Genomic DNA, 25,153 nt, shown 5'->3' with positions numbered 1-25,153 from the left:
TGTGACTCTGTCGACCTCGGCGGAGGGGGTGTCAAGAGACCGCCGGGCGCGGTCCGTCGGCATCGGTCACGCCCACGCCAAAGCCATACTGCTCGGGGAGCATGCCGTCGTGTACGGGGCTCCGGCGCTCGCCCTGCCCGTCCCGCAGCTGACGGTCACGGCGACCGCCCGCCGCGCCCGCGGCGGGAGCGACGGACCGGGCGAGGTGTCCTTCACGACGACCGGTTCCCCGTCGCGGCCGATGGTGACCCAGGGCTCCGACGCCCTTCGCCTGCTGATCGGCGAGTTCGCCGCGACCATGGGCGCGGCGGACGGCCCGCATGTCGACGTCGTCGTCGACGGCGGGATCCCGCCCGGCCGGGGGCTCGGCTCCAGCGCGGCCTGTGCGCACGCCGTCGTCCAGGCCCTCGCCGACCTCCACGGCCGCGACCTCACGCAGAGCGAGACGTTCGCCCTGGTGCAGACCGCCGAGAACGTCGCGCACGGCCGCTCCAGCGGCGTCGACGCACGGGCCGTCGGCGCGTCCGCCCCGCTGCTGTTCCAGCGGGGCGAGGCCCAGGAGCTGAACATCGGCTGCCACGGCCTGTTCGTCATCGCCGACAGCGGAGTCGTCGGCCGCACCAAGGACGCGGTCGAGCTGCTGCGCGAAGGCTTCGAGCAGCACGCCGGAGCGAAGGAACGGTTCGTGCACCGTGCGGCGCGGCTGACCGAACGGGCCCGGCACGCCCTCGCCGACGGCCGGCCGGAGGATCTCGGTTCCCGGCTGACGGACTACCACGATCTGCTGCGGGCGGCCGGACTCAGCACCCACCGCGTCGACGCCCTCGTGGAAGCCGCGCTCACGGCGGGCAGCCTCGGCGCCAAGATCACCGGCGGCGGCCTGGGCGGCTGTGCCATCGCCCTGACCCGACCGGAGCAGGCCGACGACGTCGTCCGGCAGCTGCACGCGGCCGGCGCCGTGCAGACCTGGACGGTCCCGCTGAGAGGGCGTGCCCAGGATGCGCGCTGACCGCCCGGCCACCCTCGTCCATGCGCCCGAACCGGGCACGACCGGCCGGGCCACCGCCGTCGCGCACCCGAACATCGCCTTGATCAAGTACTGGGGCAAGCGCGACGAACACCTGGTCCTGCCCCGCGTCGACAGCCTCTCCATGACCCTGGACGTCTTCCCGACGACCACCCGCGTCCGCCTCGCCCCCGAGGCCCCGCACGACACGGTGACCCTCGACGGCCGGCCCGCCGAGGGCGAGGCGCTGCGCCGCGTCGTCGCCTTCCTGGACCTGGTGCGCGAACGGGCCGGGAGCGCGGCGCGGGCCGTCGTCGACAGCGAGAACACCGTCCCCACCGGGGCGGGCCTCGCCTCGTCCGCGAGCGGCTTCGCCGCCCTCGCCCTCGCCGCGTCGGCCGGCTACGGGCTCGATCTCGACGCCACCGCCCTGTCGCGGCTCGCCCGGCGCGGCTCCGGGTCGGCGTCCCGGTCGGTCTTCGGCGGCTTCGCGGTGTGGCACGCGGGCCCGGACCGCGCCGCCGCGGCGGAGGCCGACCGCGGCTCCCACGCCGAGCCCGTGCCCGTGGGGGACCTGGACCCGGCACTGGTCGTCGCCGTGGTCGACGCGGGCCCCAAGACCGTGTCCAGCCGGACCGCCATGCGCCGGACCGTCGACACCTCGCCGCTGTACGAGCCATGGGCCGTCTCCAGCGCGGACGACCTGACCGAGATGCGGGCGGCACTGCTCGCCGGCGACCTCGAAGCCGTCGGCGAGATCGCGGAGCGCAATGCGCTCGGCATGCACGCGACCATGCTCGCGGCCCGCCCGGCCGTGCGCTATCTGTCGCCGGCCACGCTCACCGTCCTCGACACCGTGCTCGGGCTCCGCCGGGACGGCGTCCCGGCCTACGCCACCATGGACGCCGGACCCAACGTCAAGGTGCTGTGCCGCCGGGCGGACGCCGACCGGGTCGCCGAGACCGTCCGCGAGGCCGTCCGCGAGGCCGTCCCGGACGGCGCGGTGCTCGTCGCCGGGCCGGGGCCGGGCGCCCGCCTGCTGCCCGGAGCCGGCCGATGACCCGTCGGCGAACCGTCGTCCGCCATGCGCCGGGCAAGCTGTTCGTCCTCGGCGAGTACGCCGTGGTCGAGCCCGGCAACCAGGCGGTCCTCGTCGCGGTCGACCGCCGCGTCACCGTCACCGTGACCCGTCCCGCCGGGCCGGGCGTCGAGCTCTCCTCCGACCTCGGCCCGCGCGGCGAGCGCCGGCGCTGGCGGGACGGCCGGCTCGTCCCGTACGGGGCCGACGGCGAGCGGGACGGGCACGCGGGGCTCGCCCATGTGACGTCCGCGATCGAGACCGTGGCCCGGCTGCTCGCCGAACGCGACCTGCCCGCACCGGAGTTCGGCGTCTCGGTCGAGAGCGGCCTGCACGACGACGGCGCCAAGTACGGCCTCGGCTCCAGCGGCGCGGTGACCGCGGCGACCGTGGCCGCCGTCGCCGCGTTCTGCGGGCTCACCCTCTCCGAGGAGGAGCGGTTCCGGCTGGCCCTGCTCGCCACCGCCGAGATCGACCCCAAAGGCTCCGGCGGCGACCTCGCCGCCAGCACCTGGGGCGGCTGGATCGCCTACCGCTCGCCCGACCGGGCCGCCGCAGCGGCTCTCGCCCGCACCCGCGGTGTCACGGAGGCGCTGCGCGCTCCCTGGCCCGGGTTCGCCGTACGGCGCCTGCCCGCGCCCGAGGGCCTCGCGCTGGAGGTCGGCTGGACCGGAACCCCCGCTTCCACCACGGCCCTGGTGGCCGAGCTGCACCGGCGGCCCTGGCGCGGCACCGCCGCCCACCGAAGGTTCGTGTCCGCCACCGCCGACGCTGTGCGCACGGCGATCGCCGCACTGGAGCGGGGCGACGGCCCCGGGCTGCTGGAGCAGATCCGCCGGGCCCGGCAGGAGTTGGCCCTACTGGACGACGAGGTCGCCCTGGGCGTCTTCACACCCCGGCTGACGGCGCTGTGCGAGGCCGCCGAAGCCCTCGGGGGCGCGGCCAAGCCCTCCGGGGCGGGCGGCGGCGACTGCGGCATCGCGCTGCTGGACGCCGCGGCCCCGCAGGACATCGCCCGACTGCGCGAACGGTGGGCCTCGGTCGGGGTGAAGCCCCTGCCGATCCGTCCCGCCGCGGAAGGGACCGCGGCAGGGAACGCGGAAGGAAACGAGGAATGATCGCTCAACGCAAGGACGACCACGTCCGGCTCGCTGTCGAGCAACAGCAACAGCAACAGCAACAGCAGCACCTTCAGCATCAGCAACAGCCCGGCGGACACAACCAGTTCGACGACGTGTCCTTCGTCCACCACGCCCTGGCCGGCATCGACCGGCCGGACGTCTCCCTGGCCACCGCGTTCGCCGGCCTCTCCTGGCCCGTGCCGCTGTACATCAACGCGATGACCGGCGGCAGCGCGCGCACCGGAGTCATCAACCGGGACCTGGCCGTCGCCGCCCGCGAGACCGGCGTGCCCATCGCGTCCGGGTCCATGAGCGCCTACTTCAAGGACCCGGACTGCGCCGACACGTTCGCCGTGCTGCGCAAGGAGAACCCGGACGGGTTCGTCATCGCCAACGTCAACGCGACCGCCTCCGTCGACCGGGCGCGCCGGGCCGTCGACCTGATCCGGGCCGACGCCCTGCAGATCCACGTCAACACCGTGCAGGAGACGGTGATGCCGGAGGGCGACCGGTCGTTCTCGTCCTGGGTCCCGCAGATCGAGAAGATCGCGGCCGGCGTCGACGTCCCCGTGATCGTCAAGGAGGTCGGCTTCGGGCTCAGCCGGGAGACCGTCCGGCTGCTGGCGAGCCTGGGCGTGCGGGTCGCCGACCTCGGCGGCCGGGGCGGCACCGACTTCGCCCGGATCGAGAACGGCCGGCGCGAACTCGCCGACTGCGCCCACCTCATCGGCTGGGGACAGTCCACCGCCGCCTGCCTCCTCGACGCGCAGGACGCCCCGATTCCCGTCCTCGCCTCCGGCGGCGTGCGCAACCCGCTCGACGTGGCCCGCGCCCTGGCGCTCGGCGCGTCCGGCGTCGGCGTCTCCGGCGTCTTCCTGCGCACGCTCCTCGACGACGGGGTGGCGGCGCTGATCGCGCGGATCACGACCTGGCTCGACCAACTCGCCGCCCTCCTCACCCTGCTCGGCGCGCCCACCCCCGCCGCCCTGACGCAGCGCGAGCTGCTGATCCACGGCGAGCTCCGCGAGTTCTGCGCCGACCGGGGCATCGACACCCGGCCGTTCGCCCGCCGCTCCGGCGGCCTCGACGTCCCCCACCAGCTGACGGGAAGCACACGATGACCGACAACGCGATCGCCGGGGTTCCGATGCGGTGGGTGGGCCCCGTGCGCATCTCGGGGAACGTCGCCGACACCGAGACCATGGTCCCGATCGCCACCTACGAGTCGCCGCTGTGGCCCTCCGTCGGCCGGGGCGCGAAGGTCTCGATGCGCGCCGAGCGGGGCATCGTCGCCACCCTCGTCGACGAGCGGATGACCCGATCGGTGCTGGTGGAGGCGGTGGACGCGCAGACCGCGCTGACGGCGGCGCGGACCATGGACGCCCGCCTCGGCGAGCTGCGCGAGGTGGTGCGCAGCTGCAGCCGGTTCGCCGAACTGATCGGCATCCGCCACGAGATAAACGCCAATCTGCTGTTCATCCGCTTCGAGTTCAGCACCGGCGACGCCTCCGGCCACAACATGGCCACGCTCGCCTCCGACGTGCTGCTCGGGCACCTGCTGGAGACGATTCCCGGCATCTCCTACGGATCGATCTCCGGGAACTACTGCACGGACAAGAAGGCGACCGCGATCAACGGCATCCTCGGCCGCGGCAAGAACGTCGTCACCGAACTGCTGGTGCCGCGCGACGTCGTCGAGGACGTCCTGCACACCACGGCCGCCCGGATCGTCGAGCTGAACATCCGCAAGAACCTGCTCGGCACGCTGCTCGCCGGCGGCATCCGCTCGGCGAACGCCCACTTCGCGAACATGCTGCTCGGTTTCTATCTGGCCACCGGCCAGGACGCGGCCAACATCGTCGAGGGCTCCCAGGGCGTGGTCCTGGCCGAGGACCGCGACGGAGACCTCTACTTCGCCTGCACGCTGCCCAACCTGATCGTGGGCACCGTCGGCAACGGCAAGGGGCTCGGCTTCGTGGAGGCGAACCTGACCCGGCTCGGCTGCCGGGCCGAGCGCGCCCCCGGCGAGAACGCGCGCCGGCTCGCCGTCATCGCGGCGGCGACCGTGCTGTGCGGTGAGCTCTCCCTCCTGGCCGCCCAGACCAATCCCGGCGAACTGATGCGCGCACACGTCCGGTTGGAACGCGACGACAACACGGCAAAGGCTGGTGTCTAGGGAAATGATCAATGATCCGGCGAGCGAGTCCGCCATCGGAATCCACGATCTGTCGTTCGCGACAACGGAGTTCGTCCTGCCGCACACGGCCCTCGCCGGGCACAACGGCACCGACATCGGCAAGTACCACCACGGCATCGGCCAGCGGTCGATGAGCGTGCCCGCCGCCGACGAGGACATCGTGACCCTGGGCGCCGCCGCGGCCGCGCCCGTCATCGAGCGGCACGGCAGCGACGGGATCCGCACGGTCATCTTCGCGACGGAGTCCTCGATCGACCAGGCGAAGTCGGCCGGCGTCTACGTCCACTCACTGCTCGGACTGCCCTCGGCCACGCGGGTCGTCGAGGTCAAGCAGGCCTGCTACGGGGCGACGGCCGCCCTGCAGTTCGCCGTCGGACTGGTGCGTCGCGACCCGGCCCAGCGGGTCCTGGTGATCGCGAGCGACGTCTCCAAGTACGACCTGGACAGCCCGGGCGAGGCCACCCAGGGCGCCGCCGCCGTGGCCATGCTGATCGCCGCCGATCCCGCGCTGGTGCGCATCGAGGAGCCCTCGGGCGTGTTCACCGCCGACGTCATGGACTTCTGGCGGCCGAACTACCGCGAGACCGCCCTGGTCGACGGACAGGAGTCCATCGGCGCCTATCTGCTGGCGGTCGAGGGCAGCTGGAAGGACTACACCGAGCAGGGCGGCCGCGCACTCGACGAGTTCGCCGCGTTCTGCTACCACCAGCCGTTCACCAAGATGGCCTACAAGGCCCACCGGCAGCTGCTCAACACCTGCGGGCACGACATCGACGAGGAGCGCGTCGCCCGGGACCTCGGGGCGACCACGGCCTACAACAACGTCGTGGGCAACAGCTACACCGCCTCGATGTACCTGGCCCTCGCCGCGTTGCTCGACCACGCGGACGACCTGACCGGCCGGGCCGTCGGCTTCCTCAGCTACGGCTCCGGCAGCGTCGCCGAGTTCTTCGCCGGCGTCGTCGTCCCCGGCTACCGGGACCGGCTGCGCACCAAGGCGCACCGCGAGGCGATCGACCGGCGCGAGCCCGTCGACCACGCCCGCTACCGCGCGCTGCACGAGTACGCCCTCCCGGCCGACGGCGGCGACCACCGCACCCCGGCCGAGACCACCGGCCCTTTCCGGCTGGCGGCGCTGCGCGGCCACAAGCGCATCTACGAGGCGACGGGCAGGACGCGCTGAGCGCTCCGCCTGGAAGTGCCGCGATGCGCCGTGGTTCCGCTGCGGCGCCGTCGTGGCTGGTCGCGCCCGCGCGGCGGAGCCGCATATGTGCGCGCCCCGCGCCCCTGAAGGGGCGAATGCCGGACCATCCAAGACGATCTGAGGGGAAGACGGGCGCATGAGCGGAGTCGGGATCCTCGGCACGGGTGCCCATGTGCCGGACCGAGTTGTCTCCAATGACGAGGCCGGAGCGGCGGCGGGGGTCGACGACGCCTGGATCGTCCGCAAGACCGCGATCCGGCGCCGCCGCTGGGCCGCCCCCGAGCAGGCCACCTCGGACCTCGCCGCGGCCGCCGGGCGGGCCGCGCTGCGGTCGGCCGGCATCACCGCCGACCGGCTGTCCGTGATCGTCGTCGCCACCTCCACGCCCGACCGGCCGCAGCCGCCCACCGCCGCCTATGTGCAGCACCTGCTCGGCGCGGTCGACGCGGCCGCGTTCGACGTCAACGCCGTGTGCTCCGGCGAGGTGTTCGCGCTCACCGCGGCGGAGGGGATCCTCACCCGGCGGGGCGGCTACGCGCTGGTCATCGGCGCGGACGTCTACTCGCGCATCCTGAACCCGGCCGACCGCAGAACGGTCGTCCTGTTCGGCGACGGCGCCGGGGCGATGGTCCTGGGCCTGGACCGCGGAGCACGCATCCGCAATCTCGCCGCGCACACCTTCGGCGAGTCGGCGGGCCTGATCGAGGTCCCCGCCGGCGGCAGCCGGCTGCCCGTCGACCAGGCCGCCCTGGACGCCGGCCTGCAGTACTTCACGATGGACGGCCGGGCGGTGCGCGGCTTCGTCGAGGACCGTCTGCCGCTGCTGACCAAGCAGTTCCTCCACGAGAGCGGCGTCGGCCCCGACGACCTCGACCACTTCGTCCCGCACCAGGCCAACGGCGTCATGCTGGACGCCGTCTTCGCGCAACTGGCCCTGCCCAGGGCCACCATGCACCTCACGCTGACCGACTACGGCAACACCGGAGCCGCCTCCATCCCGATCACCCTGGCCGAAGCCGCCCGCGCCGGAGCCTTCCGGCCCGGTGACCTGATCCTGCTGGCCGGTTTCGGCGGAGGCATGGCGGCGGCGTTCGCGCTGGTCGAGTGGTGAAGACATCGGCAGAAACAGGAACCATGACAGCGAGACACTGCACCGTGGGCCTGATCGGCAGCGGCCCGCGCGGGCTGTCGGTGCTCGAACGGCTCTGCGCCAACGCCCGCTCGCAACCGTCGGGCAGCACGGTCCACGTCCATGTCGTCGACCCCTACCCGCCCGGCTCCGGCAAGGTGTGGCGCACCGACCAGTCCCGCCGGCTGCTCATGAACACCGTGGCCGGACAGATATCGGTGTTCACCGATTCCTCCGTGGACCTCGACGGCCCGCTGGAACCCGGACCGAGCCTGTACGAGTGGGCCGCGGAGCTCCTCGCGGGCCGGTACGGCGACGGCGTCGCGGCCCACGTCCGCGCGGAAGCCCGCGCGCTGGGACCCGACACCTACCCGACCCGCGCGTTCTACGGCCACTACCTGCAATGGGCGTATCGACGCATCGTCGAGGGCGCGCCCGCCGGGCTGACGGTCACCGCGCACGCCGCCCTCGCCACAGCACTCGACGACGACCCGGACACCGACCCGGGCACCGACCCCGACGCCGATCCCGACGCCGAGGGCGGAGCCCTTCAACGGGTGGTGCTCGACGACGGGACCGTGCTCGCGGGCCTGCACGCGGTGATCCTGTGCCAAGGCCACCTGCCCGCCCGCGCGAGCGCCGCCGAGCGGGAGTTCGCCTCCCGGGCCCGGCGGGCCGGGCTGGTCCACATCGCGCCGGCCAACCCGGCGGACGTCGACCTGGACGTGCTGCCCCCGGGCGGCACGGTGCTGCTGCGCGGGCTCGGGCTGAACTTCTTCGACCACATGGCCGAGCTCACCGTCGGCCGCGGCGGCTCCTTCTCGCGGACCGCCGGACGACTCGTCTACCACCCCTGCGGGCAGGAGCCGCACCTCTACGCCGGGTCCCGGCGCGGCGTCCCGTACCAGGCCCGGGGCGACAACGAGAAGGGCCCGCACGGCCGGCACGAGCCGCTGCTGCTCACCGCCGACCGCATCGCGCGGCTGCGCCGCACCCACGAACGCTCCGGCCTCGACTTCCGGACCGAGCTGTGGCCGCTGATCTCCCGGGAGGTCGAGGCCGTCTACTACCGGACGCTCTTCGCCTCCCGCGGACACCTGGCCAGGGCCGAGCAGCTCCAGGCGGACTTCCTGGCCGCCGGACCGGGGGAGCGGGAGCGCACGGCGGTCCTCGCGGCGTACGGCATCGGCGAGAAGTACCGCTGGGACTGGGAGCTGATCGCCCGCCCGTACCGGGACCGGGAGTTCACCGGCCCGCGGGACTTCACCGACTGGCTGCTCGACCATCTGCGCAAGGACGTCTCGGAAGCGAGGTGCGGCAACGTCGGCGGGCCGCTCAAGGCCGCCCTCGACGTCCTGCGGGACCTGCGCAACGAGGTCCGTCTCGCGGTCGACCACGGCGGCCTGCACGGCGACTCGCACCGCGCCGACCTGGACGACTGGTACACCCCGCTCAACGCGTTCCTGTCGATCGGACCGCCCGCGCAGCGCGTCGAGGAGATGACCGCCCTGATCGAGGCCGGTGTGCTGAACGTCGTCGGACCGGGCCTGCGGGTGACGGTCGACGGCGCCGGGTACACCGCCGGTTCGCCGCTGGTGCCCGGCTCCGGGATACGGGTGGACGCACTGGTCGAGGCCCGGCTGCCCGACATCACCCTGCGCCGGACGGACGATCCGCTGCTGCGCCGGCTGCTGGCCACCGGGCAGTGCACCGCCTACCGCATCCCCACGCGCGCCGCCGAACCGTACGAGAGCGACGGACTGGCCGTCACCGGGCGGCCGTTCCGGCTGATCGACGCGCGGGGACGGGCGCATCCGCGGCGCTTCGCCTTCGGCGTGCCCACCGAGTCGGTGCACTGGGTCACGGCCGCCGGCATCCGACCCGGCGTCAACTCGGTGACGCTCACCGACTCCGACGCCCTCGCCCGCGCGGCCCTCGCCCGCGGCGGCGAACAGCAGGCCCACACCCGAAAAGGACTCAGCCATGCCCACTGACAGCAGTAGCGGCAGCGGCTTCACCGCGGACCCCGGTCTGCTGTCGCCGGTCTGGGCGGCCACCCCGGTCGTGGCCGCGGTGTCCGACGGGGCGTGGCTGCAGGCCATGCTGGACGCCGAGGCCGCGCTGAGCCGGGCGCAGGCCCGACTCGGCACGGTGCCGAAGGCCGCCGCCCAGGTGATCACCGAGGCCGCGCGGGCCGACCGGCTCGACCTGGTCGCGCTGGCCCGCCAGGCGCGCGAGTCCGCCAACCCGGTGGTGGCGCTGGTGCGGGAGTTCACCTCGCTGGTCGCGGACCGGGACCCGGTCGCGGCCCGCCAGGTGCACCGGGGTTCGACCAGCCAGGACATCCTCGACACGGCGACCGTCCTGGTCGTCGGGCGGGCGGTGCGGTTGATCCGCGCCGACCTCGAACGCGTCGAGGAGGCGCTGGCCGGGCTCGCCCGGGAGCACCGGGACACGCTGATCGCGGGCCGGACCCTCGCCCTGCACGCGGTGCCCACGACCTTCGGGCTCAAGGCGGCGGGCTGGCGGCATCTCGTCCTGGACGCGGTGCGCAGGCTCGACGCACTGAGCGCCGAGGGGCTGCCCGTCCAACTCGGCGGCGCGGCCGGCACCCTGGCCGGCTACCTCGCCCACGCGCCGGAAGCCGATCCGGCGCTCTACGTCGAGGAGTTGACGGACGCCTTCGCGGCCGAACTGGGGCTGTCCGCCCCGCTCCTGCCGTGGCATGTGCTGCGCACGCCCGTGGTGGACACGGCCCTCGCCGCCGCGTTCCTGTGCGGAGCCCTCGGCAAGATCGCCGTCGACGTGCTGTCCCTGACCCGCACCGAGGTCGCCGAGGTGCACGAGCCGGCGCCCGACGGCCGCGGGGCGTCCTCGGCGATGCCGCACAAGCGCAACCCCGTGCTGGCCACGGCCATCCGATCCGCCGCGTTGCAGGCGCCGCAGCTCGCCGCGACGGTGCTGGGCTGTCTGCCGAGCGAGGACGAGCGGTCCGCGGGCGCCTGGCACGCCGAGTGGGAGCCCCTGCGCGCCCTGTTGCGGCTGGCCGGCGGTGCGGCGCACCAGGCGGCCGAACTCGTCTCCCAGCTGTCGGTGGATCCGGGGCGCATGCGTGCCAACGCACGGATCACCGGGGGACAGATCGTCTCCGAGCGCATCGCCGTCGTGCTCGCCCCGCTGCTCGGCAAGGCGCAGGCGCGCGACCTGCTGAACGAGGCGTCCGCCCGCTCGGCGCGCACCGGCGAGCCGTTGGCCGAGGTCCTGCGGCAGGACAGCCGGGCGTCGGCGGTCCTCGCCGACGCCCGGCTGTCCGATCTGTTCGAACCCGAGGCCTACACGGGCGCCGCGGGCCCGCTGACCGACCGCGCGCTGTCGCGTCCGCTGCCTGTCAGGGGCTGGCGCTGAGCGCTGAGCGCTGCGCTGGAAGTGCCGCGATGCGCCGTCGTGCCCGCTGCGGCGCCGTCGTGGCTGGTCGCGCAGTTCCCCGCGCCCCTTCAGGGCGCTGCCGTACCGCAGCTGACTTCGCGGTCAGGGGCGGCGGCGCATGACGATCTGGGTGAGTTCCTCTATGTCGAACTCGGAGCGGCCCGGTGTTCCGTAACGGGTGATCTTCCCGCGGCTCACCCACTTGCGGATCGTGGCTTCGGTGACGCCGGCGGCGAGTGCGGCCGCACTGGTGGGCAGCAGGCGATGGCGCGGCGGTTTCCTCATGCGCCGACCGCCTTCCCCTGCTGTTCCCGCTGTTCCCGCTGTTCCATGAGCGGGCGCAGAGTGATCCACTCGTGCATTTCCCAGGTGTGTCCCGACGAACACCGGATACTTCTGCCGTTCGCCTTTCCGGCGTTCTGGAAAGACGTGGTGATCTTTCCCGGGCAGTCGGCCACCACGCAGTCCCGGGTGGACGCCGGCAATTCCCCGGTCTCCGGGTCGATGGTGCGCAGAAGTTCCCGTCGAATACCGTCGATCTCGTCCGCGAAATCGGCCGCCGGCGGTTGTTCGGTGAGCCAATCCAGGTGGCGCAGCAGGAATTCCGCCAAGGCGGGAACCGAGCCGGTGGGGACGGTTCCGCCGAGCTCGTCGGCCACGAAATCGGCCCATGACTCGAGAACGGCCAGGATGTTGTGCCGGGCGTCGAGCGTGGACAAGTTGAGGTGATCCCTGTTCCGGCTCCCGGACACCCGCGTGTTGTGCATGCGTCTGGATATGGGGGAGATGTGGTGCAGACTCTCCTGGTAGAGACCGGGGAGCGCGCGCAGATTTCCCTCCAGTTCCCGGATGCGCGAGGCGCAGAGGCTGGGTTCGGCGGGGCAGACGGGTAACTCCATTCGATCTCCTTGTGGATTACGCGGTCGTCAGGAGGGTGCGTCATGCGCTTTCCGTACCTCCGGCGCACAGGGAGGTTTCCACGGGACAGTTCAGGGTGTCAACGTTCACCATTCGCAGTCGACCGCCGCTGAAGGGGAACTCCAGATTCGCCCCGTGCCGGCGTCGAGTACCGCTCCAGCCGAACCCGAGGAGATACCTGTGACTTCGGAAGTGACCGTCATTCTTGGCCGCGTCGAGGACCGACTGCGCTCCCTCCTCACGGCCGAGCGCGAGGCGTGGTCCGGGGTGCACGAGCGGGCGGTCGTCCCCGTCGAGGCGCTGTCCGAGCTGATCGCGCTGGGCGGCAAGCGCATCCGGCCCGCCTTCTGCGTCACCGGCTATCTCGCCGCCGGCGGCGACCCGGACGACCCCGGGATCGTGGCCGCCGGCGCGGCCCTGGAGATGCTGCACCTGTCCGCGCTCGTCCACGACGACGTGCTGGACGACTCCAGCCGGCGGCGCGGCGCGCCCACCGTCCACACCCGGCACACGGCGCTGCACGAGAGCCGCGGCTGGCAGGGGGAGTCCCGCCGGTACGGCGAGGGCGTGGCCCTGCTCGTCGGCGACCTCGCGCTCGTCTACTCCGGGGAGTTGATGGCCGAGGCGCCGAGGTCGGTGCTGCCGGAGTGGCACAAGCTGCGCTCGGAAGTCATGATCGGCCAGTACCTGGACGTCCACGCCGCCGCCGAGTTCTCGGTCGACCCACGGGCGTCGCGGCTGATCGCCAGGATCAAGTCCGGCCGCTACACCATCCATCGGCCCCTGGTGGTGGGCGCGGAAGCGGCGGGCCGCGGCGACCTCGGCCCCGCCTTCGAGGAGTACGGCGAGGCGGTGGGGGAGGCGTTCCAGCTCCGGGACGACCTGCTGGACGTCTTCGGCGACTCCGCGGACACCGGCAAGCCGACCGGCCTCGACCTCGACCGGCACAAGATGACGCTGCTGCTGGGCTGGGCGATGCAGCGCGACGAGCGCATCCGCACGCTGATCACCGAGCCGGGCCACACATCCGACGACGTCCGCCGCCGTCTCGTCGACACGGGTGTCCCCGCCGACGTCGAAGCGCACATCGCGGGCCTCGTCGAGCGGGGCTGCAAGGCGATCGGGGACGCGCCCGTCGACGAGGTGTGGCGCCGCGAACTGGCCGACATGGCCAGGCGAGTCGCCTACCGCGAAGCCTGAGCGCTCCGCTGAAAGTCTGGAAGTGCCGCGCTGTGCCGTCGTTGCGCCGCGGCGCCGTCGTGGCCGGTCGGGCCCGCGCGGCGAAGCCGCAGATGTCAGCGCCCCGCGCCCCTTCAGGGCGCTGCCGGAACCGCAGCCGACTCGCCCAGCACGATCGGGCGCCAGGCTCCCGCCGGGCTTCTGACAGGCCCCTGCCAGGCCCCCGGGCAGGGCGGCGGACGCCGGGCGATACGGTGGCCCCCGGTCAGCCGTTGGCGGGGACGAAGGGACATGGCACGTGGCACTGAGGGCGCTTCGCTCGGCATTGGAAGCCCTGTACGTCAGGCGCCTGGCGCGGAAGTTGGAGGGCAAACCCCGTCCACGGCACGTCGCCATCATGCTGGACGGCAACCGCCGCTGGGCGCGCGGGGCCGGGCACGACGACGTCCGTGAGGGCTACCGCGTCGGCGGTGCGAAGGTCGGCGACTTCCTGCGCTGGTGCGCCGCAGCGGACATCGAGCACGTCACCTTGTGGATGCTGTCCGACGACAACCTCCACCGGCCGCCGGCCGAGCTCGAACCGCTGCTCGCCATCATCGAGGAGACCGTCGCGAGCATCTGCGCGGCCGACGAGGACTGGCAGATCGAGGTCATCGGCGCGCTGGACCTGCTGCCGTCGGACACCGCGCGGGCCCTGAAGGACGCCGTCGCGGGCACCACCCACCGCACGGGCCTCAAGGTCGATGTGGCGGTCGGCTACGGCGGGCGCCGCGAGATCATCGACGCGGTCCGGTCCGCCTTCGACAAGCACATCTCCGCCGGAGGCGACCCGCGCGAACTGGCCGAGAACTTCGACCTCCAGCACATCTCCGACAACCTCTACTCCTCGGCGGGCCACGACACCGACTTCGTCATCCGCACCTCCGGCGAGCAGCGGCTGTCCGGCTTCCTGCTCTGGCAGTCCGCGTACGCGGAGGTGCACTTCGTCGAAGTCCTGTGGCCTGCCTTCCGCGAGATAGACCTGCTGCGCGCGCTGCGCTCGTACGCGGCCCGGGAACGGCGCTACGGCAGATGAGGTGACGGCTGCGAGCCGCGCCGGAGCCGTCCTCCACCGGCGCTCCAGTGCCGCTGCCGATACTCGGTGGCTCGGGAGCAGGGGGCAGGGCCCCGCCCGACATGCCGATCCGGAGGGATACCTGTGTCCGATTCTGAAGCCGTACTCGCCCGCATGCGCGAGTACATGGTGGGACCCACGCGGTTCATGAACCTCCACGCCTGCTTCGAGCTCGGCATCGTCGAGGTGCTGCGCAAGGAGGCCGGCCTGACCGCCGCCGAACTCGGAGCGGCCGTCGGTGCGAAGCCCGACGCGGTGGAGCAGTTGCTGCATCTCCTGGTGAAGGAGGGCTTCGTCGCCCGGGACGAGACCACCGGCGGCTACACCCTCGACGGGCTCGCGGACGTCGCCGAGCCGGACCTCCAGCGCGTACTGACGTTCATGGGCATGATCAAGACGGGCATGCTGCGGCAGTTGTACTACCTCGCCGACAGCGTGTCGACGGGCAGCGTGGTCGGCCTGAAGGAGCTCTACGGGTTCGAGGGAACGCTGTTCGAGGCGGCGGCCGAGGTCGCGGAGGTGCGCGGTGCGTGGGGGCCGGTGGCGCAGAACGAGACCGCCAGTGTCTATCCCTGGTTCTTCCGCAGCTTCGACGTCCCGTCCGGGGCGCGGGTGCTCGACGTGCAGGGCGGCAACGGACTCGGGGCGATCATGACCTGTCAGTTGAAGGCATCGCCCGGGCTGCGGGTGACCACGTTCGACCGGCCCGCCCTGGAGGCCGAGTGCCTGCGGAACTTCGAGGCGCAAGGCGTCGCGGAGCACTGCTCGTTCGTGGGCGGCGACGTGCTGGAGTCCCTGCCGGGCGGGTTCGACGTGCTGCTGCTCAAGCACTTCGTCGACATGTACGACCGGGACGAGGTCCGCACCATCTTCAGGAACGCCCACCGGGCGCTGGAGCCCGGCGGCCAGATCGTCGTCCTCGCGCCCGTGTACCCCGAGGACATCGCGGACGTCGACGACTACCAGGCCGACTTCTTCCCGGCCTACATCCTCGGCTGTGTGATGGGACGCGGCGGCCTGCAGAAGGTGTCGACCTACCGCGGCTGGCTCGAGGAGGCCGGCTTCGAGGTCACGAAGGTGAGCGCCAAGGACCCCGCCGACATCCCGGCGGACGCCATCATCAACCGGGTCGTCATCTGCGCGACGAAGCGGGGCTGAGCCGCGTTCGAGGGCGAGACCGTCGTCTCGCCCTCGGGGCGGCCTCAAGCGGCGTAGAGGTCGAACGTGGAGCCGCGCCGGGGTCCGGCGAGGATGTCCAGTTGGGGGTCGACGACCAGCATCGCCTGGTGCAGCCGCTGCACCTGCGGCGAGGGTTCCACGCCCAGCTCGTCGATCAGCCGGATGCGCAGCCTGCGGTAGACGTCGAGCGCGGACGCCTGCCGCCCCGATCGGTACAGCGCCACCATGGCCTGCGAGTGCAGCCCCTCGTGCTGTGGATGACGCGCCGTCAACTCCATGAGTTCCGGAATGAGTTCGGTGTGCCGGCCGAGCCGCAGATCGGCGTCCATCCGCCGCTCGACGGTGCCGAGGCGGCTCTCCTCCAGACGCATGACCTCGATCCGCAGGACCGGCCCGAGCCGCACGTCGACCAGCGTCGGCCCCTGCCACAGCAGGAGGGCCTGCCGGAAGCGGTCGGCCGCGACGGCGTCGTCGCCGGCCTCGAAGGCCGACCGGCCCTCCGCGACGGTGCGTTCATAGGTGTGCACGTCGACGCTCTCGGCGGGGATCTCCAGCACATAGCCGCCGTGCCGGGTGGCGAGCACCTCCTTGGCCGCGCCGAGGGCGTCGGGCCCCAGGGCGCTGCCGAGCCGCCGGCGCAGTTGCAGGATGTAGGTCTGCAGGGTGGCGAGCGCGCTCTGCGGCGGCTTGGCTCCCCACAGTTCCTCCATGAGCGTCGGGACGGGCATCACCCGTCCGGGATAGAGCGCGAGCAGCGACAGGATCTGCCGCGGTTTACCGGCCGTCGGGACGATCGACTCCCCGTTGACCTCGGCGCATAAGGTGCCCAAGACCTGAATCTTCATGCTTCCCCCGTACTTTCGAGTCCCTCTCGGTGCCGACGCCCGACTGGCTTGAACCGGACCGGTCCGGTGGCGAACGCCCACCAGTGTCGTCCATGGGACTTGAGCGGGACTGTGCGACGGCTTGGCGTCGACTTGGTGCCGGCTTGGCGGCGGGGGCACGGCGCGGGTCACGGCGGGGGTCGCGGCGTCACGGAGCGGTACGGATCCGGCGCAGCAGCTGGATCCGGCGGAGTCGCCCGATCGTCGGGTACAGCACCTGGGCGGTCAGGGCATGGGTGAAGGAGTACCAGCCCAGCCGCTGTTGGTCCTCTCGTATCAGCCCCGCCGCAACCATGGCGTCGACGGCCTTCAGCGCCTCGTCGAGGTCGATCGAGGAGGCTTCGGCGACGACGTCCACGGCGAAGCTGCGGCCGTCGATGGCGAGGCTGCGGCCGGCGACGGAGGCGACGGACAGCAACTCGGCGGCCGTCGGGCCGAGTCGGGCGACGCGTTGCAGCACCACCTCGCGCACGGGCGCCGGCACCGGGGCGGTGCGGGCCCGGCTCGGGCGCTCCTCGCCGTCCAACTCCTTGATCAGCTCCCGCAGATAGAACGGATTGCCGCCGGTGCGGTAGCGCAGTTCCTCGGCGGTCGCCGCGCTCACCTCGCGCCGCAGCATGGCGCTCGCCAACGCCCCGGTCTCCGCGACGCTCAGGCCGGTCAGCTCCACCCGGGTCATCTCCGCGCGGGCCAGCGCGGCCGACGTCCCGGCCAGGGCCGCCGCCTCGTCGGAACGGTAGGACACCGCCACCAGCAGGCGACTCGTCTGCACCGACTCGGCCAGGTGGGCCAGCAGACGCAGCGAACTCGGGTCCGCCTGATGCAGTTGATCGAGCACGATCACCAGCGGTGTGGAGTAGGACGCGTCGGTCAGATAGTCGACGATCGCCTCGAACTGCCGCCAGGTGTCCGTGTCCGCGGTCGGATCCGCGTCCGTGGCCGTGCCGTCCGGCGGCTGCCGGGCGTCCCCGTCGAGCACCTCGGCCACGGGCCCCGGCACCGGATGCCGCGGGAGCTGAGCGCCCGCCATGCTCAGCACCTGCCGCCAGGGCCACAGCGGCGGGGTGGCGACATGCCCGGGCGAGGAGCCCCACAACACCGGTGCACCCGCGGCCGGTTCGGCGAACCGGCGCAGCAGACCGGTCTTGCCGATGCCCGGTTCCCCGGACACCGTCACCACCCGCCCCCGGCCGGCCGCGGCCGCGGCCGAGACCGCGGCCAGATGCCGCAGCGCCACCTCACGGCCGACGAAGATCTCCTCGCCCGCGGCCGGGGCGGACCGAGGTGGGGTGCGCACCCGGACCTGCGGCGCGACCGCGGGCCTGCCCGGCGCCGTGACGGCCCTGACGGCCGTGCCGCCCTCGACGGCCGGGCGGACCGGGCCGACCGGGGCCGGACGCCAGTCCAGCGCCGGAGCATGGCTGAGGATCTCGCGCTCCAGCTGCTGCAGCGCCGGTCTGGGGTCGATGCCCAACTCCTCGCCCAGCCGCCGCTGGTTGGTCCGCAGCACCGCCAGCGCGTCGGCCTGCCGCCCGGCCCGGTACAGCGCCAGGCTCAGCAGCTCGCAACCGTATTCGCGCAGGGGATGGGCCTGCATGAAGGCCTCCAGCGCGGCGACCGCCACCTCGTGCGCCCCCACGGCCAGCAGCGCCGCGCAGCGCCCCTCGACGGCCGACAGCCGCAACTGCTCCAGCCGGGTCGCCTCCGCCGCCACCTGGACCGCGTGGGAGACCTCCGTGTAGGCATCGCCCCGCCACAGCGCCAACCCGGCCTCGAACTCGCTCAACGCCTCCTGCGGTTCACCCCGGTTCCACGCCTGCCACCCCGCTCCGGCACGTCTCTCGAAGCGGTGGACGTCCGTGTCGACGACCTGCCCGTCCAGCAGATAGCCCCGGTCGCTGGTGTGCAGCACCTTCGTCGGCGTCCGAGGCTCACGGCCCGGTTCCAGCGCCCTGCGGAGATTGGCCACATAGGCCTGCAGCGAGGTGACCGCCGACGGCGGGGGGCCTCCCGGCCACAGAGCTTCCAGCAGCACGTCCACCGGCACCGGCCGCCCTACCCGGCTGACCAGCAACGCCAGCAGCTTGCGTTGCTTGGGCGCGCCCAGATCGGCCGGCCGGCCCGCGACCACCGCCTCCAACGGGCCCAGCGCCCGGAATTCCACCATGGGCGGTGCGGTTCTCCGCCCGGCCGGCGGCTGCGCTTCGGTCCAGCGGACCAATCCCGCCGGCGTGTCGAACGAGGGCGCAGGGAATTCCAGGTCGGTCATGTCGTCGATTCTTCCAAGTCGGCGGCAGGGAAGGTACAGCGATGAGCCATGTCGACACGGTCAGGGCCGGGCCACGGCCTCGTCGCCGCGGGCCATCCGGTAGCCGAGCTGGAAGCGGTGCTCGGCGCCGTACTGCTCGCGCAGGGAGGCGATGTGCCCCTGCACCGACCGCAGACTCATGCCGAGACGGCGCGCGATCGCCTTGTCGGAACGGCCCTCGATCAGCAGCGCCTTGATGGCCTGCCGCACATCGGGGACGACCTCGCGGGCGGCGTCCGCGGCCCGCACCGGACGGAACGGGAACCGCTCGGCCCGCACCCAGGCCCGCTCGAAGACGTCCACGAGGAACGCGACGACCGCGCCGTCCCGGATCAGCGCCGCGCTGTGCGGGTGGGCGGCGCCGGGGATGAAGGCGACCTCGCCGTCGACGACGATCAGCCGGTCGAAGAACTCCGGGAGCGTGCGCACCTCCACGCCCGGGTGCTCCAGCACCTTCTGCACGTACTTCTTCGTCGGCTCCGAGAACCGGGCGCTGTGCTGGAAGAGCGAGCGCAGGGCGACGCCGCGGGCCAGCGGGGCGCGGACCGCCGCGTGGACCGCGTCCAGTGTGGCCGCGGGGTCCGGTTCGTCCGGCTGGGCCGTCAGGATCTCGCGCCTCGCCCGCCACAGCACATCGCTGATCGCCTCCTCGACGACTCCCGGGCCCTCGATGTGCCGGATGCGGCCGGGCGCCGCGGCGGTGTCGTCGTCGGAGCCCTCGTCGAGCAGCAGCCGGCCCGCGGTTTCCGTGGCGTACCGTCCGACGCTGCTGAGCGCGTCGGCGATGCGCAGCAGGGACTCCAGCGGCGAGTCAGCGGGGGAGTCGGCGGGGGACAAGGTGTCCCCCGTCCGTCTGCTGCCTGCGCTCATCACGTCGTCACGCATGTGGTTCCCCCCGTTTCTCGAACCCCGGCCCCCTCAGATCCTTCGTGAACGCCACGCGAGCCGCAACCACGAACGCGGTCGCCCCAGCGATCCTGGCTCGGGACTCGAGCGGGGCCGGAGGCCGATCAACGGCCCGGTGCGATCAGTAGCCCGGGGCCTTCGCCAACTCCTCGCGGTGCGCGACGATCAGGGGCTGGTACACCTGCGCGTCCCAGTCCTGCGGCTCGACCGGGACCAGGGCGATGGAGATCACCCCTTCCTCGACCTCGAACGCCTCCTGCACGGCGGCCGTCACCCGCTCCACGAGGAGGGACCGCTGCTCCGGGCTGAGGGACTTCGGGAAGTGCTGAACGCTCACGTGAGGCATGCTGTCGTCCTTCTCTCCAGGGTGGCGCGCCGCAGCGCCTTGATCAGTTCGCCGACGCCCGGTTCGCGCAGCGCCCCGTAGTGGTCGCTCTCCAACTGGACGACGGTCGGCGGCGACGCCGTGCGGCCCGGCGCGCGCTCGATGAACGAGGGTTCGTCGTCCCGCGCCCGGAACACCGTCACCGGCGCCGAGACCCGGCGGGCGGCCGGGTCGACGTCGTCCCGGGTGAACCCGTAGGTGCGGCGGACCACGGCCACCACCCGGCGGATCAGACCGGGATCCAGCTGCGGGAACCTGCGCTCGACGAACCGCGCGAAGCTCTCCGCGTCGGAGGCCGTGCGCAGGCACTCCTCGACGGCCGGGCCGCGGACCGTGCCGGCGAACACGGAGAACAGGACGGCGGTGAACACGGGATCGGCGAAGTCGGCCACCGTCGCGCCAGGCGCCGTCGGCCCGCTTCCCCGCGCGGCGCCGGCCACCCGCGGCGATCCCGGCGCCAGCAGGAACAGCTCCGCCACCCGCTCGCCCGCTCGTTCCAGCTGCCAGGCCGCCTCGAAGGCGACCCGCGCGCCGAAGGAATAGCCCCACAGGGTGTAGGGGCCCTCCGGCTGGATGCGCCGCAGCGCCGCGACGTCGGCGGCGGCCATCTCCTCGATGGACGCGAACGGCGTCTCGCCCTCGTTGACGCCGTGCGCCTGGACGCCGTAGACCGGCCGTTCCCCGGGTGCGCGGGCCGCCAGCAGCCGCAGGTTCATGGTGACGCCGCCGAGCCCCGGCCAGCAGAACACCGGCGGCCGGCCGCCCTCGGTGCGCAGCGGGGTGATCCGGGAGGCGGCGACGGCGTCCTGGGCGCTCACCGCCTGCGCCAGCTTCGCCACCGTGCTCGCCTCGAAGAGCAGTTGCAGCGGCAGGCTGCAGCCGAACGCCTCGTTGATCCGCTTGACCAGGGCGACGGCGATCAGCGAATTCCCGCCGAGCTGGAAGAAGTCGTCGTGCACGGAGACGAAGTCCCGCTTCATGGCCGTCCGCCACAGACCGCACAGCCGGGCCTCGACCGGGCTGCGCGGCTCGACCACCGGACGGGCCCGGGCCGCGACCTCGTCGACGTATCCTTCGAGGGCCCTGACGTCGAGCTTGCCGTTGGGCGTGTGGGGCAGTTCCGGCACCACCAGAATCCGGCTGGGCAGCATGAACTCGGGCAGGGACGCGGCCAGATCGTCCCTGATCAGCTCCTCCGGTCCCTTCATGTGGACCTGGTCCTCGTGCATGCCCTCGTGGCGCAGCTGCTTCTCGCTGACCGTGCCGCCCACGCAGAAGTACGACGGGCCGGTGGGCAGCCGGCCCGCCTCCAGGATCGCCGTCATGCGCCGGGCCGCGGGCAGGTCGTCTCCGGCGCGCGAGCTGTAACCGGCGGGCATGAGGCCCAGGTTGCCGGTGTTCATCATCAGGTGCTGCAGCGCGCGGCCCAGGTCCACATAGCTCAGCCGCTCCCTGCCGTGCTCGGCGGCGCGGCTGACGAGCGTGACGCCGAACCCGGACCGGTCGTAGACGGCCTGGTTGACGGCGATCACATGCCGCTTGAGGACGAGTTCGTCGCCGACGCGGTGCAACGCGCCGTCCCGGTACAGGTATTGGCCGCGCGGCAGCCCGGCACCGCTGCCCGGATGGAACTGCACGTAGACGTCGAGGAACGCCTGTGCGGGCGGCTGCGCGTGCGCCGCCGTCCAGGGCGTCAGCTCGAAGGAGCCCAGGTAGTGGTCGTCGTCATCGCACCCCAGGAGGCGGGTCGGCGCGCCGTCCCGGCTCGCCTCGGCGAGGGCGAGGCCCTGGGCGGGCAGCACCTCGTCGAAGAGTCCGGCCATGTGCCCGGCCTCGATCTCCAGGACCTCCTGGATGTTCTTCTTGTACACCGGCTCGATCGCCGATCTGCGGCCGATGAAGTGCGCCCGCACCCCGGGGCGGACGGCCGCCCCGGCGCGGTGGATCAGCACCAGCTCGTGCCGGACCGGGTGGTAGTAGTAGCAACCCGCCGCCAGGCCGCCGATCCCGGCGAGCTCCAGGTAGAGCTGTGTCGCGTAGAGGGATCCGGGAGACGCGTACGCGTACTTCGGCAGCAGCCGCTCCGCGCTGAGATGCTGCCCGAAGTCCCGCAGTATCCGGCCGAGTTCGTCCAGGGTCAGCTCTTCCGGGCGACGCGATCCGACGCCGGCGGTCCGCCGCCCGAGCGCCGCCGTCACGTCCGCGGCCGTCAGCGGGCCGCCCTCGTAGAAGCGGTAGGCCTTGCGGGCGAAGGCCCGGCGCCGCTGCTCGGGTTCGGCGACGGCGCCGGGCAGCGGGACCGTGGGCCGGCCGGCAAGATCGGCCGCGTCGCGCACCCCCGGGTTCGACAGCTGGGCCCTGACCTGGAGCTTGGACGACTTCGACGCATGGTGCTCGCCGAACTCGCCCTGGTCCATCAACGCGGCTTCCCGGGGGCTGAGTTCGATGCACGCCACCAGGCTCCGGGCTTCGGTGAGCGGATCGGTGCGCAGCAGGACGGCGGCGTTGCGCACCCAGTCGTGGGCCTCGACGGCGAGCCGTATCTCGTCCAACTCGATCCGGAAGCCGCGCAGTTTGACCTGGTTGTCGGCCCGGCCCACGAACTGGACGGTGCCGTCGGGGTTCCAGTGGGCCAGATCGCCGGTGCGGTACAGCCGGTCGTGACCGGGCTCGCCGTCGGACGCGCCCGGCGTCGGGTTCGGCCGGAAGCGGTCGGCGGTCAGCCCGGGCTGGTTCAGATAGCCCCGCGCCAACTGGACGCCGCTGATGTGCAGTTCACCCGTCCCGTCGGCCGGCACGGGAGCGCCCTCGGCGTCCAGGATGTGATAGCGCAGGCCCGGCACTGCCGTCCCGATGGGCAGGGTCTCGGGGCCCGCGCCGAGGGCGGCGGGATCGACGGTGTGCGCCGAGGTGTTGATGGTGCACTCGGTCGGACCGTAGAGGTTGACCAGGGCGGTCCCCGGCAGCGCCCGGGTCACCTTCCGCGCGAGGGATCGGGACAGCGCCTCGCCGCCGCTGAAGAGATGGGTGAGCGAGGCGCAGCGGTCGAGTGCGTCGGTGTCGACGAGGGCCTGCAGCAGCGTCGGCACGCACTGCAGCGTCGTGACCCCGTGGCGGACGACGGCCTCGACGATCCGCAGCGGATCCCGGTGGATGCCGCCGGACCCGACCACGACCCGGCTGCCGCACGCGGAGGCCAGGATCTCCCACTGGGCGGCGTCGAAACCGATCGGGGTCTTCTGCAGCACGGTCTTGTCGGCGCCGAGCGCGAACGCGTCGGCGAGCCAGCGCAGTTGGTGCACGATGGAGCGGTGCTCGATCGCCACGCCCTTGGGCTTGCCGGTGCTGCCCGAGGTGTAGACGAGGTACGCCAGGTCCGTCGGGCGCGGACCGTCGGGTAACTCGGCCGGATCCGCGCCGGACCGGCCCTTGAGGAACTCCACGACGTCTTCGAGGGTGATGACGACGGTGTCCGCGGCGAGGAACTCCGCCAGCGAGGCCCGCAGGAAGTCCTGGGTGAGGACGACTCGCACGCGGGCGTCCCGCGCGATATGGCGGATGCGGTCCGGCGGATAGTCGGGCGAGAGCGGCAGACAGGCCCCGCCGGAGCGCAGGATGCCCCACGCGCCGACCACCAGATCCAGCGACGGTTCGACGAAGAGCCCCACGCAGACGTCGGCGCCCACGCCGAGGTGGTGCAGATGACGCGCCACGTCCTCGGCCCGGTCGGCCAGCTCGCGGAAGGTCAGCGAATCGCCCTCGTGGACCACGGCGATGTCGCCGGGGCGGGCGAGAGCCTGAGCGTTCAGCAGTTCGGGCAGAACCGTCCCGGCGGCGTCCTGGCTCCTCATCAACGTACCCCCGTACTCGGTTGGACCTTCAACCTCCGGCTCGAACGTACGGATGCGAGCGGGGGACGGCGGTGCGCACAACCCCCGCAATCAGTGCAGTGCGGCAACCCGAACCATGGGCGGCGTGGTCATCGCCCACCCGGAGCGGCAGATTCAGGGCGAGCATGTGCCGACGAAGGCGCACCGCACCCCGTGGCACGTGTCGAACAGAACCGATCCGGAGGGCCGCCCCTGTGACCGACCTATCCACCGGCAACGTCGTCGGCTCGCTCGACGAACTCGTGGGCGACACCCCGATGCTGCGCCTGCGCCTCGCCGGGCTGCCCGAGGACGCACAGGTGCTGGCCAAACTGGAGGCCGCGAATCCGCTGTCCAGCGTCAAGGACCGGGCCGCCCTGTTCATGCTGCGCGCCGCCGAGGAGGCGGGGACGCTGCGGCCCGGCGGGACGATCATCGAGTCGACCTCCGGCAACACCGGCATCGCGCTGGCCGCGCTGGCCGCCGCCCGCGGCTACCGCTGCCGGATCGTGCTCCCCGACAACGCCTCGCGCGAGCGCCTGCTGACGCTGCGCATGCTGGGCGCCGAGGTCGAACTCACCGACCACACCCGCGGTTTGGCCGGGTGCGTGGAGCGCGCCGAGGAACTGCTCGCCGCGACCCCCGGCGCCTGGTACGCCGCCCAGCATCTGAACCCCGACAACGTCCGGGCCCACTACGAGACGACGGGGCCGGAGATCTGGCGGGACACCGGCGGCCGCGTCGACTATCTGGTCTGCGGGGTGGGCACCGGCGGCACCCTGACCGGCATCGCCCGCCGGCTGCGCGAGCACAACCCGGAGCTCACCGTCGTGGCCGTCGAACCCGCGGGCTCGCCCCTGCTGTCCGGCGGGGAGCCGGGACCGCACCGCATCCCCGGTCTGAACGGCGGATTCACCAGCCCGGTCACCGACGTCACCCTCATCGACGAGGTGATCGTCGTTGCGGACGAGGACGCCGCGGCCGCCACCCGCGCGCTCGCCGCCACCGGACTGCTGGTCGGCGTCTCGTCGGGCGCCGCCGCCCACGGCTGCGTGGAACTCGCGCGCCGGCACGACCTGGCCGGCGCCACGGTCGTCACCGTCTTCCCGGACACCGGGGAGCGCTACCTCAGCTGGTGGCCCGAGGCGCCGGGCGGCCCGGGCGGCCCGGGCGCTCGGTGACGTGCGCACCTCACCGTTCGCACCTCACAGTTCGCCGCGCTGTCTCGTCGAACGGAGAGGGCGGACAGC

General features: G+C 72.9%; 20 protein-coding genes. 13 read left to right on the top strand and 7 right to left on the bottom strand.

The window, feature by feature from the left end; translation table 11 throughout:
* The first annotated feature begins 1 nt into the window (after position 1).
* The 9 genes from mvk (at position 2) to pcaB (ending at position 11,140) form a co-directional block, all read left to right on the top strand.
* Positions 2-1,009, top strand: a complete 1,008-nt coding sequence (mvk, locus tag ACWCPF_RS19655; protein ID WP_451046309.1) for a mevalonate kinase — start codon at positions 2-4, stop codon at positions 1,007-1,009.
* Positions 999-2,066 (top strand): diphosphomevalonate decarboxylase, encoded by a 1,068-nt coding sequence (gene mvaD / locus ACWCPF_RS19650; RefSeq protein ID WP_451046308.1) that lies wholly within the window; start codon positions 999-1,001, stop codon positions 2,064-2,066. Before mvk ends, mvaD begins: the two co-directional genes overlap by 11 nt.
* On the top strand, positions 2,063-3,202 hold the full coding sequence (locus ACWCPF_RS19645; protein ID WP_451046307.1) for a phosphomevalonate kinase: 1,140 nt from the start codon (positions 2,063-2,065) through the stop codon (positions 3,200-3,202). Before mvaD ends, ACWCPF_RS19645 begins: the two co-directional genes overlap by 4 nt.
* The gene (gene fni, locus ACWCPF_RS19640) at positions 3,199-4,326 is read left to right on the top strand and encodes a type 2 isopentenyl-diphosphate Delta-isomerase (RefSeq protein WP_451046306.1); all 1,128 of its coding nucleotides are present in this window, start codon (positions 3,199-3,201) and stop codon (positions 4,324-4,326) included. The genes ACWCPF_RS19645 and fni overlap by 4 nt, the downstream gene beginning before the upstream one ends.
* Complete coding sequence (locus tag ACWCPF_RS19635; protein ID WP_451046305.1) at positions 4,323-5,381, top strand: hydroxymethylglutaryl-CoA reductase; 1,059 nt, start codon at positions 4,323-4,325, stop codon at positions 5,379-5,381. Before fni ends, ACWCPF_RS19635 begins: the two co-directional genes overlap by 4 nt.
* Positions 5,382-5,385: 4 nt before the next feature.
* On the top strand, positions 5,386-6,585 hold the full coding sequence (locus ACWCPF_RS19630) for a hydroxymethylglutaryl-CoA synthase (protein WP_451046304.1): 1,200 nt from the start codon (positions 5,386-5,388) through the stop codon (positions 6,583-6,585).
* Positions 6,586-6,742: 157 nt separating this feature from the next.
* Entirely contained in the window at positions 6,743-7,717 is a 975-nt protein-coding gene (locus ACWCPF_RS19625) for a 3-oxoacyl-ACP synthase III family protein (protein WP_451046303.1), read from the top strand.
* A 23-nt stretch (positions 7,718-7,740) separates the two neighbouring features.
* Positions 7,741-9,729, top strand: coding sequence for an FAD/NAD(P)-binding protein (locus ACWCPF_RS19620; protein ID WP_451046302.1), 1,989 nt, complete (start codon positions 7,741-7,743; stop codon positions 9,727-9,729).
* Entirely contained in the window at positions 9,719-11,140 is a 1,422-nt protein-coding gene (gene pcaB / locus ACWCPF_RS19615; RefSeq protein WP_451046301.1) for a 3-carboxy-cis,cis-muconate cycloisomerase, read from the top strand. Before ACWCPF_RS19620 ends, pcaB begins: the two co-directional genes overlap by 11 nt.
* A gap of 123 nt (positions 11,141-11,263) precedes the next feature.
* On the opposite strand, the gene ACWCPF_RS19610 is transcribed toward pcaB, so the two are convergent.
* Positions 11,264-11,446 carry a hypothetical protein gene (locus ACWCPF_RS19610; RefSeq protein WP_451046300.1) on the bottom strand — a complete coding sequence of 61 codons (183 nt, stop codon included), beginning with the start codon at positions 11,444-11,446 and terminating at the stop codon, positions 11,264-11,266.
* Entirely contained in the window at positions 11,443-12,060 is a 618-nt protein-coding gene (locus ACWCPF_RS19605) for a hypothetical protein (RefSeq protein WP_451046299.1), read from the bottom strand. The genes ACWCPF_RS19610 and ACWCPF_RS19605 overlap by 4 nt, the downstream gene beginning before the upstream one ends.
* Before the next feature lie 199 nt (positions 12,061-12,259).
* Between ACWCPF_RS19605 and ACWCPF_RS19600 the strand changes: the two genes are divergently transcribed.
* The 3 genes from ACWCPF_RS19600 (at position 12,260) to ACWCPF_RS19590 (ending at position 15,530) form a co-directional block, all read left to right on the top strand.
* Positions 12,260-13,279 (top strand): polyprenyl synthetase family protein, encoded by a 1,020-nt coding sequence (locus ACWCPF_RS19600; protein ID WP_451046298.1) that lies wholly within the window; start codon positions 12,260-12,262, stop codon positions 13,277-13,279.
* 283 nt (positions 13,280-13,562) lie between these two features.
* Positions 13,563-14,333, top strand: coding sequence for an isoprenyl transferase (locus ACWCPF_RS19595; protein WP_451046412.1), 771 nt, complete (start codon positions 13,563-13,565; stop codon positions 14,331-14,333).
* A gap of 123 nt (positions 14,334-14,456) precedes the next feature.
* Positions 14,457-15,530, top strand: coding sequence for a methyltransferase (locus ACWCPF_RS19590; protein WP_451046297.1), 1,074 nt, complete (start codon positions 14,457-14,459; stop codon positions 15,528-15,530).
* 44 nt (positions 15,531-15,574) lie between these two features.
* Here ACWCPF_RS19590 and ACWCPF_RS19585 read toward each other — a convergent pair whose 3' ends face one another.
* From ACWCPF_RS19585 to ACWCPF_RS19565, 5 genes are all read right to left on the bottom strand, one after another.
* Complete coding sequence (locus ACWCPF_RS19585; RefSeq protein ID WP_451046296.1) at positions 15,575-16,396, bottom strand: AfsR/SARP family transcriptional regulator; 822 nt, start codon at positions 16,394-16,396, stop codon at positions 15,575-15,577.
* Positions 16,397-16,583: 187 nt separating this feature from the next.
* The gene (locus tag ACWCPF_RS19580; RefSeq protein WP_451046295.1) at positions 16,584-18,704 is read right to left on the bottom strand and encodes a BTAD domain-containing putative transcriptional regulator; all 2,121 of its coding nucleotides are present in this window, start codon (positions 18,702-18,704) and stop codon (positions 16,584-16,586) included.
* A 60-nt stretch (positions 18,705-18,764) separates the two neighbouring features.
* Complete coding sequence (locus ACWCPF_RS19575; RefSeq protein WP_451046294.1) at positions 18,765-19,628, bottom strand: LuxR family transcriptional regulator; 864 nt, start codon at positions 19,626-19,628, stop codon at positions 18,765-18,767.
* Positions 19,629-19,770: 142 nt separating this feature from the next.
* Positions 19,771-19,986 carry a tautomerase family protein gene (locus ACWCPF_RS19570; protein WP_451046293.1) on the bottom strand — a complete coding sequence of 72 codons (216 nt, stop codon included), beginning with the start codon at positions 19,984-19,986 and terminating at the stop codon, positions 19,771-19,773.
* The gene (locus tag ACWCPF_RS19565) at positions 19,983-23,885 is read right to left on the bottom strand and encodes an amino acid adenylation domain-containing protein (protein ID WP_451046292.1); all 3,903 of its coding nucleotides are present in this window, start codon (positions 23,883-23,885) and stop codon (positions 19,983-19,985) included. Before ACWCPF_RS19565 ends, ACWCPF_RS19570 begins: the two co-directional genes overlap by 4 nt.
* A gap of 233 nt (positions 23,886-24,118) precedes the next feature.
* On the opposite strand from ACWCPF_RS19565, the gene ACWCPF_RS19560 reads away from it, so the two are divergent.
* Positions 24,119-25,084 (top strand): PLP-dependent cysteine synthase family protein, encoded by a 966-nt coding sequence (locus ACWCPF_RS19560; RefSeq protein ID WP_451046291.1) that lies wholly within the window; start codon positions 24,119-24,121, stop codon positions 25,082-25,084.
* The last annotated feature ends 69 nt before the right edge of the window (positions 25,085-25,153 follow it).

This window comes from Streptomyces sp. NPDC001858 (genome assembly GCF_053594615.1).
Note: the sequence above shows the minus strand (reverse complement) of the source record. Positions and strands in the feature narration are given on the sequence as shown.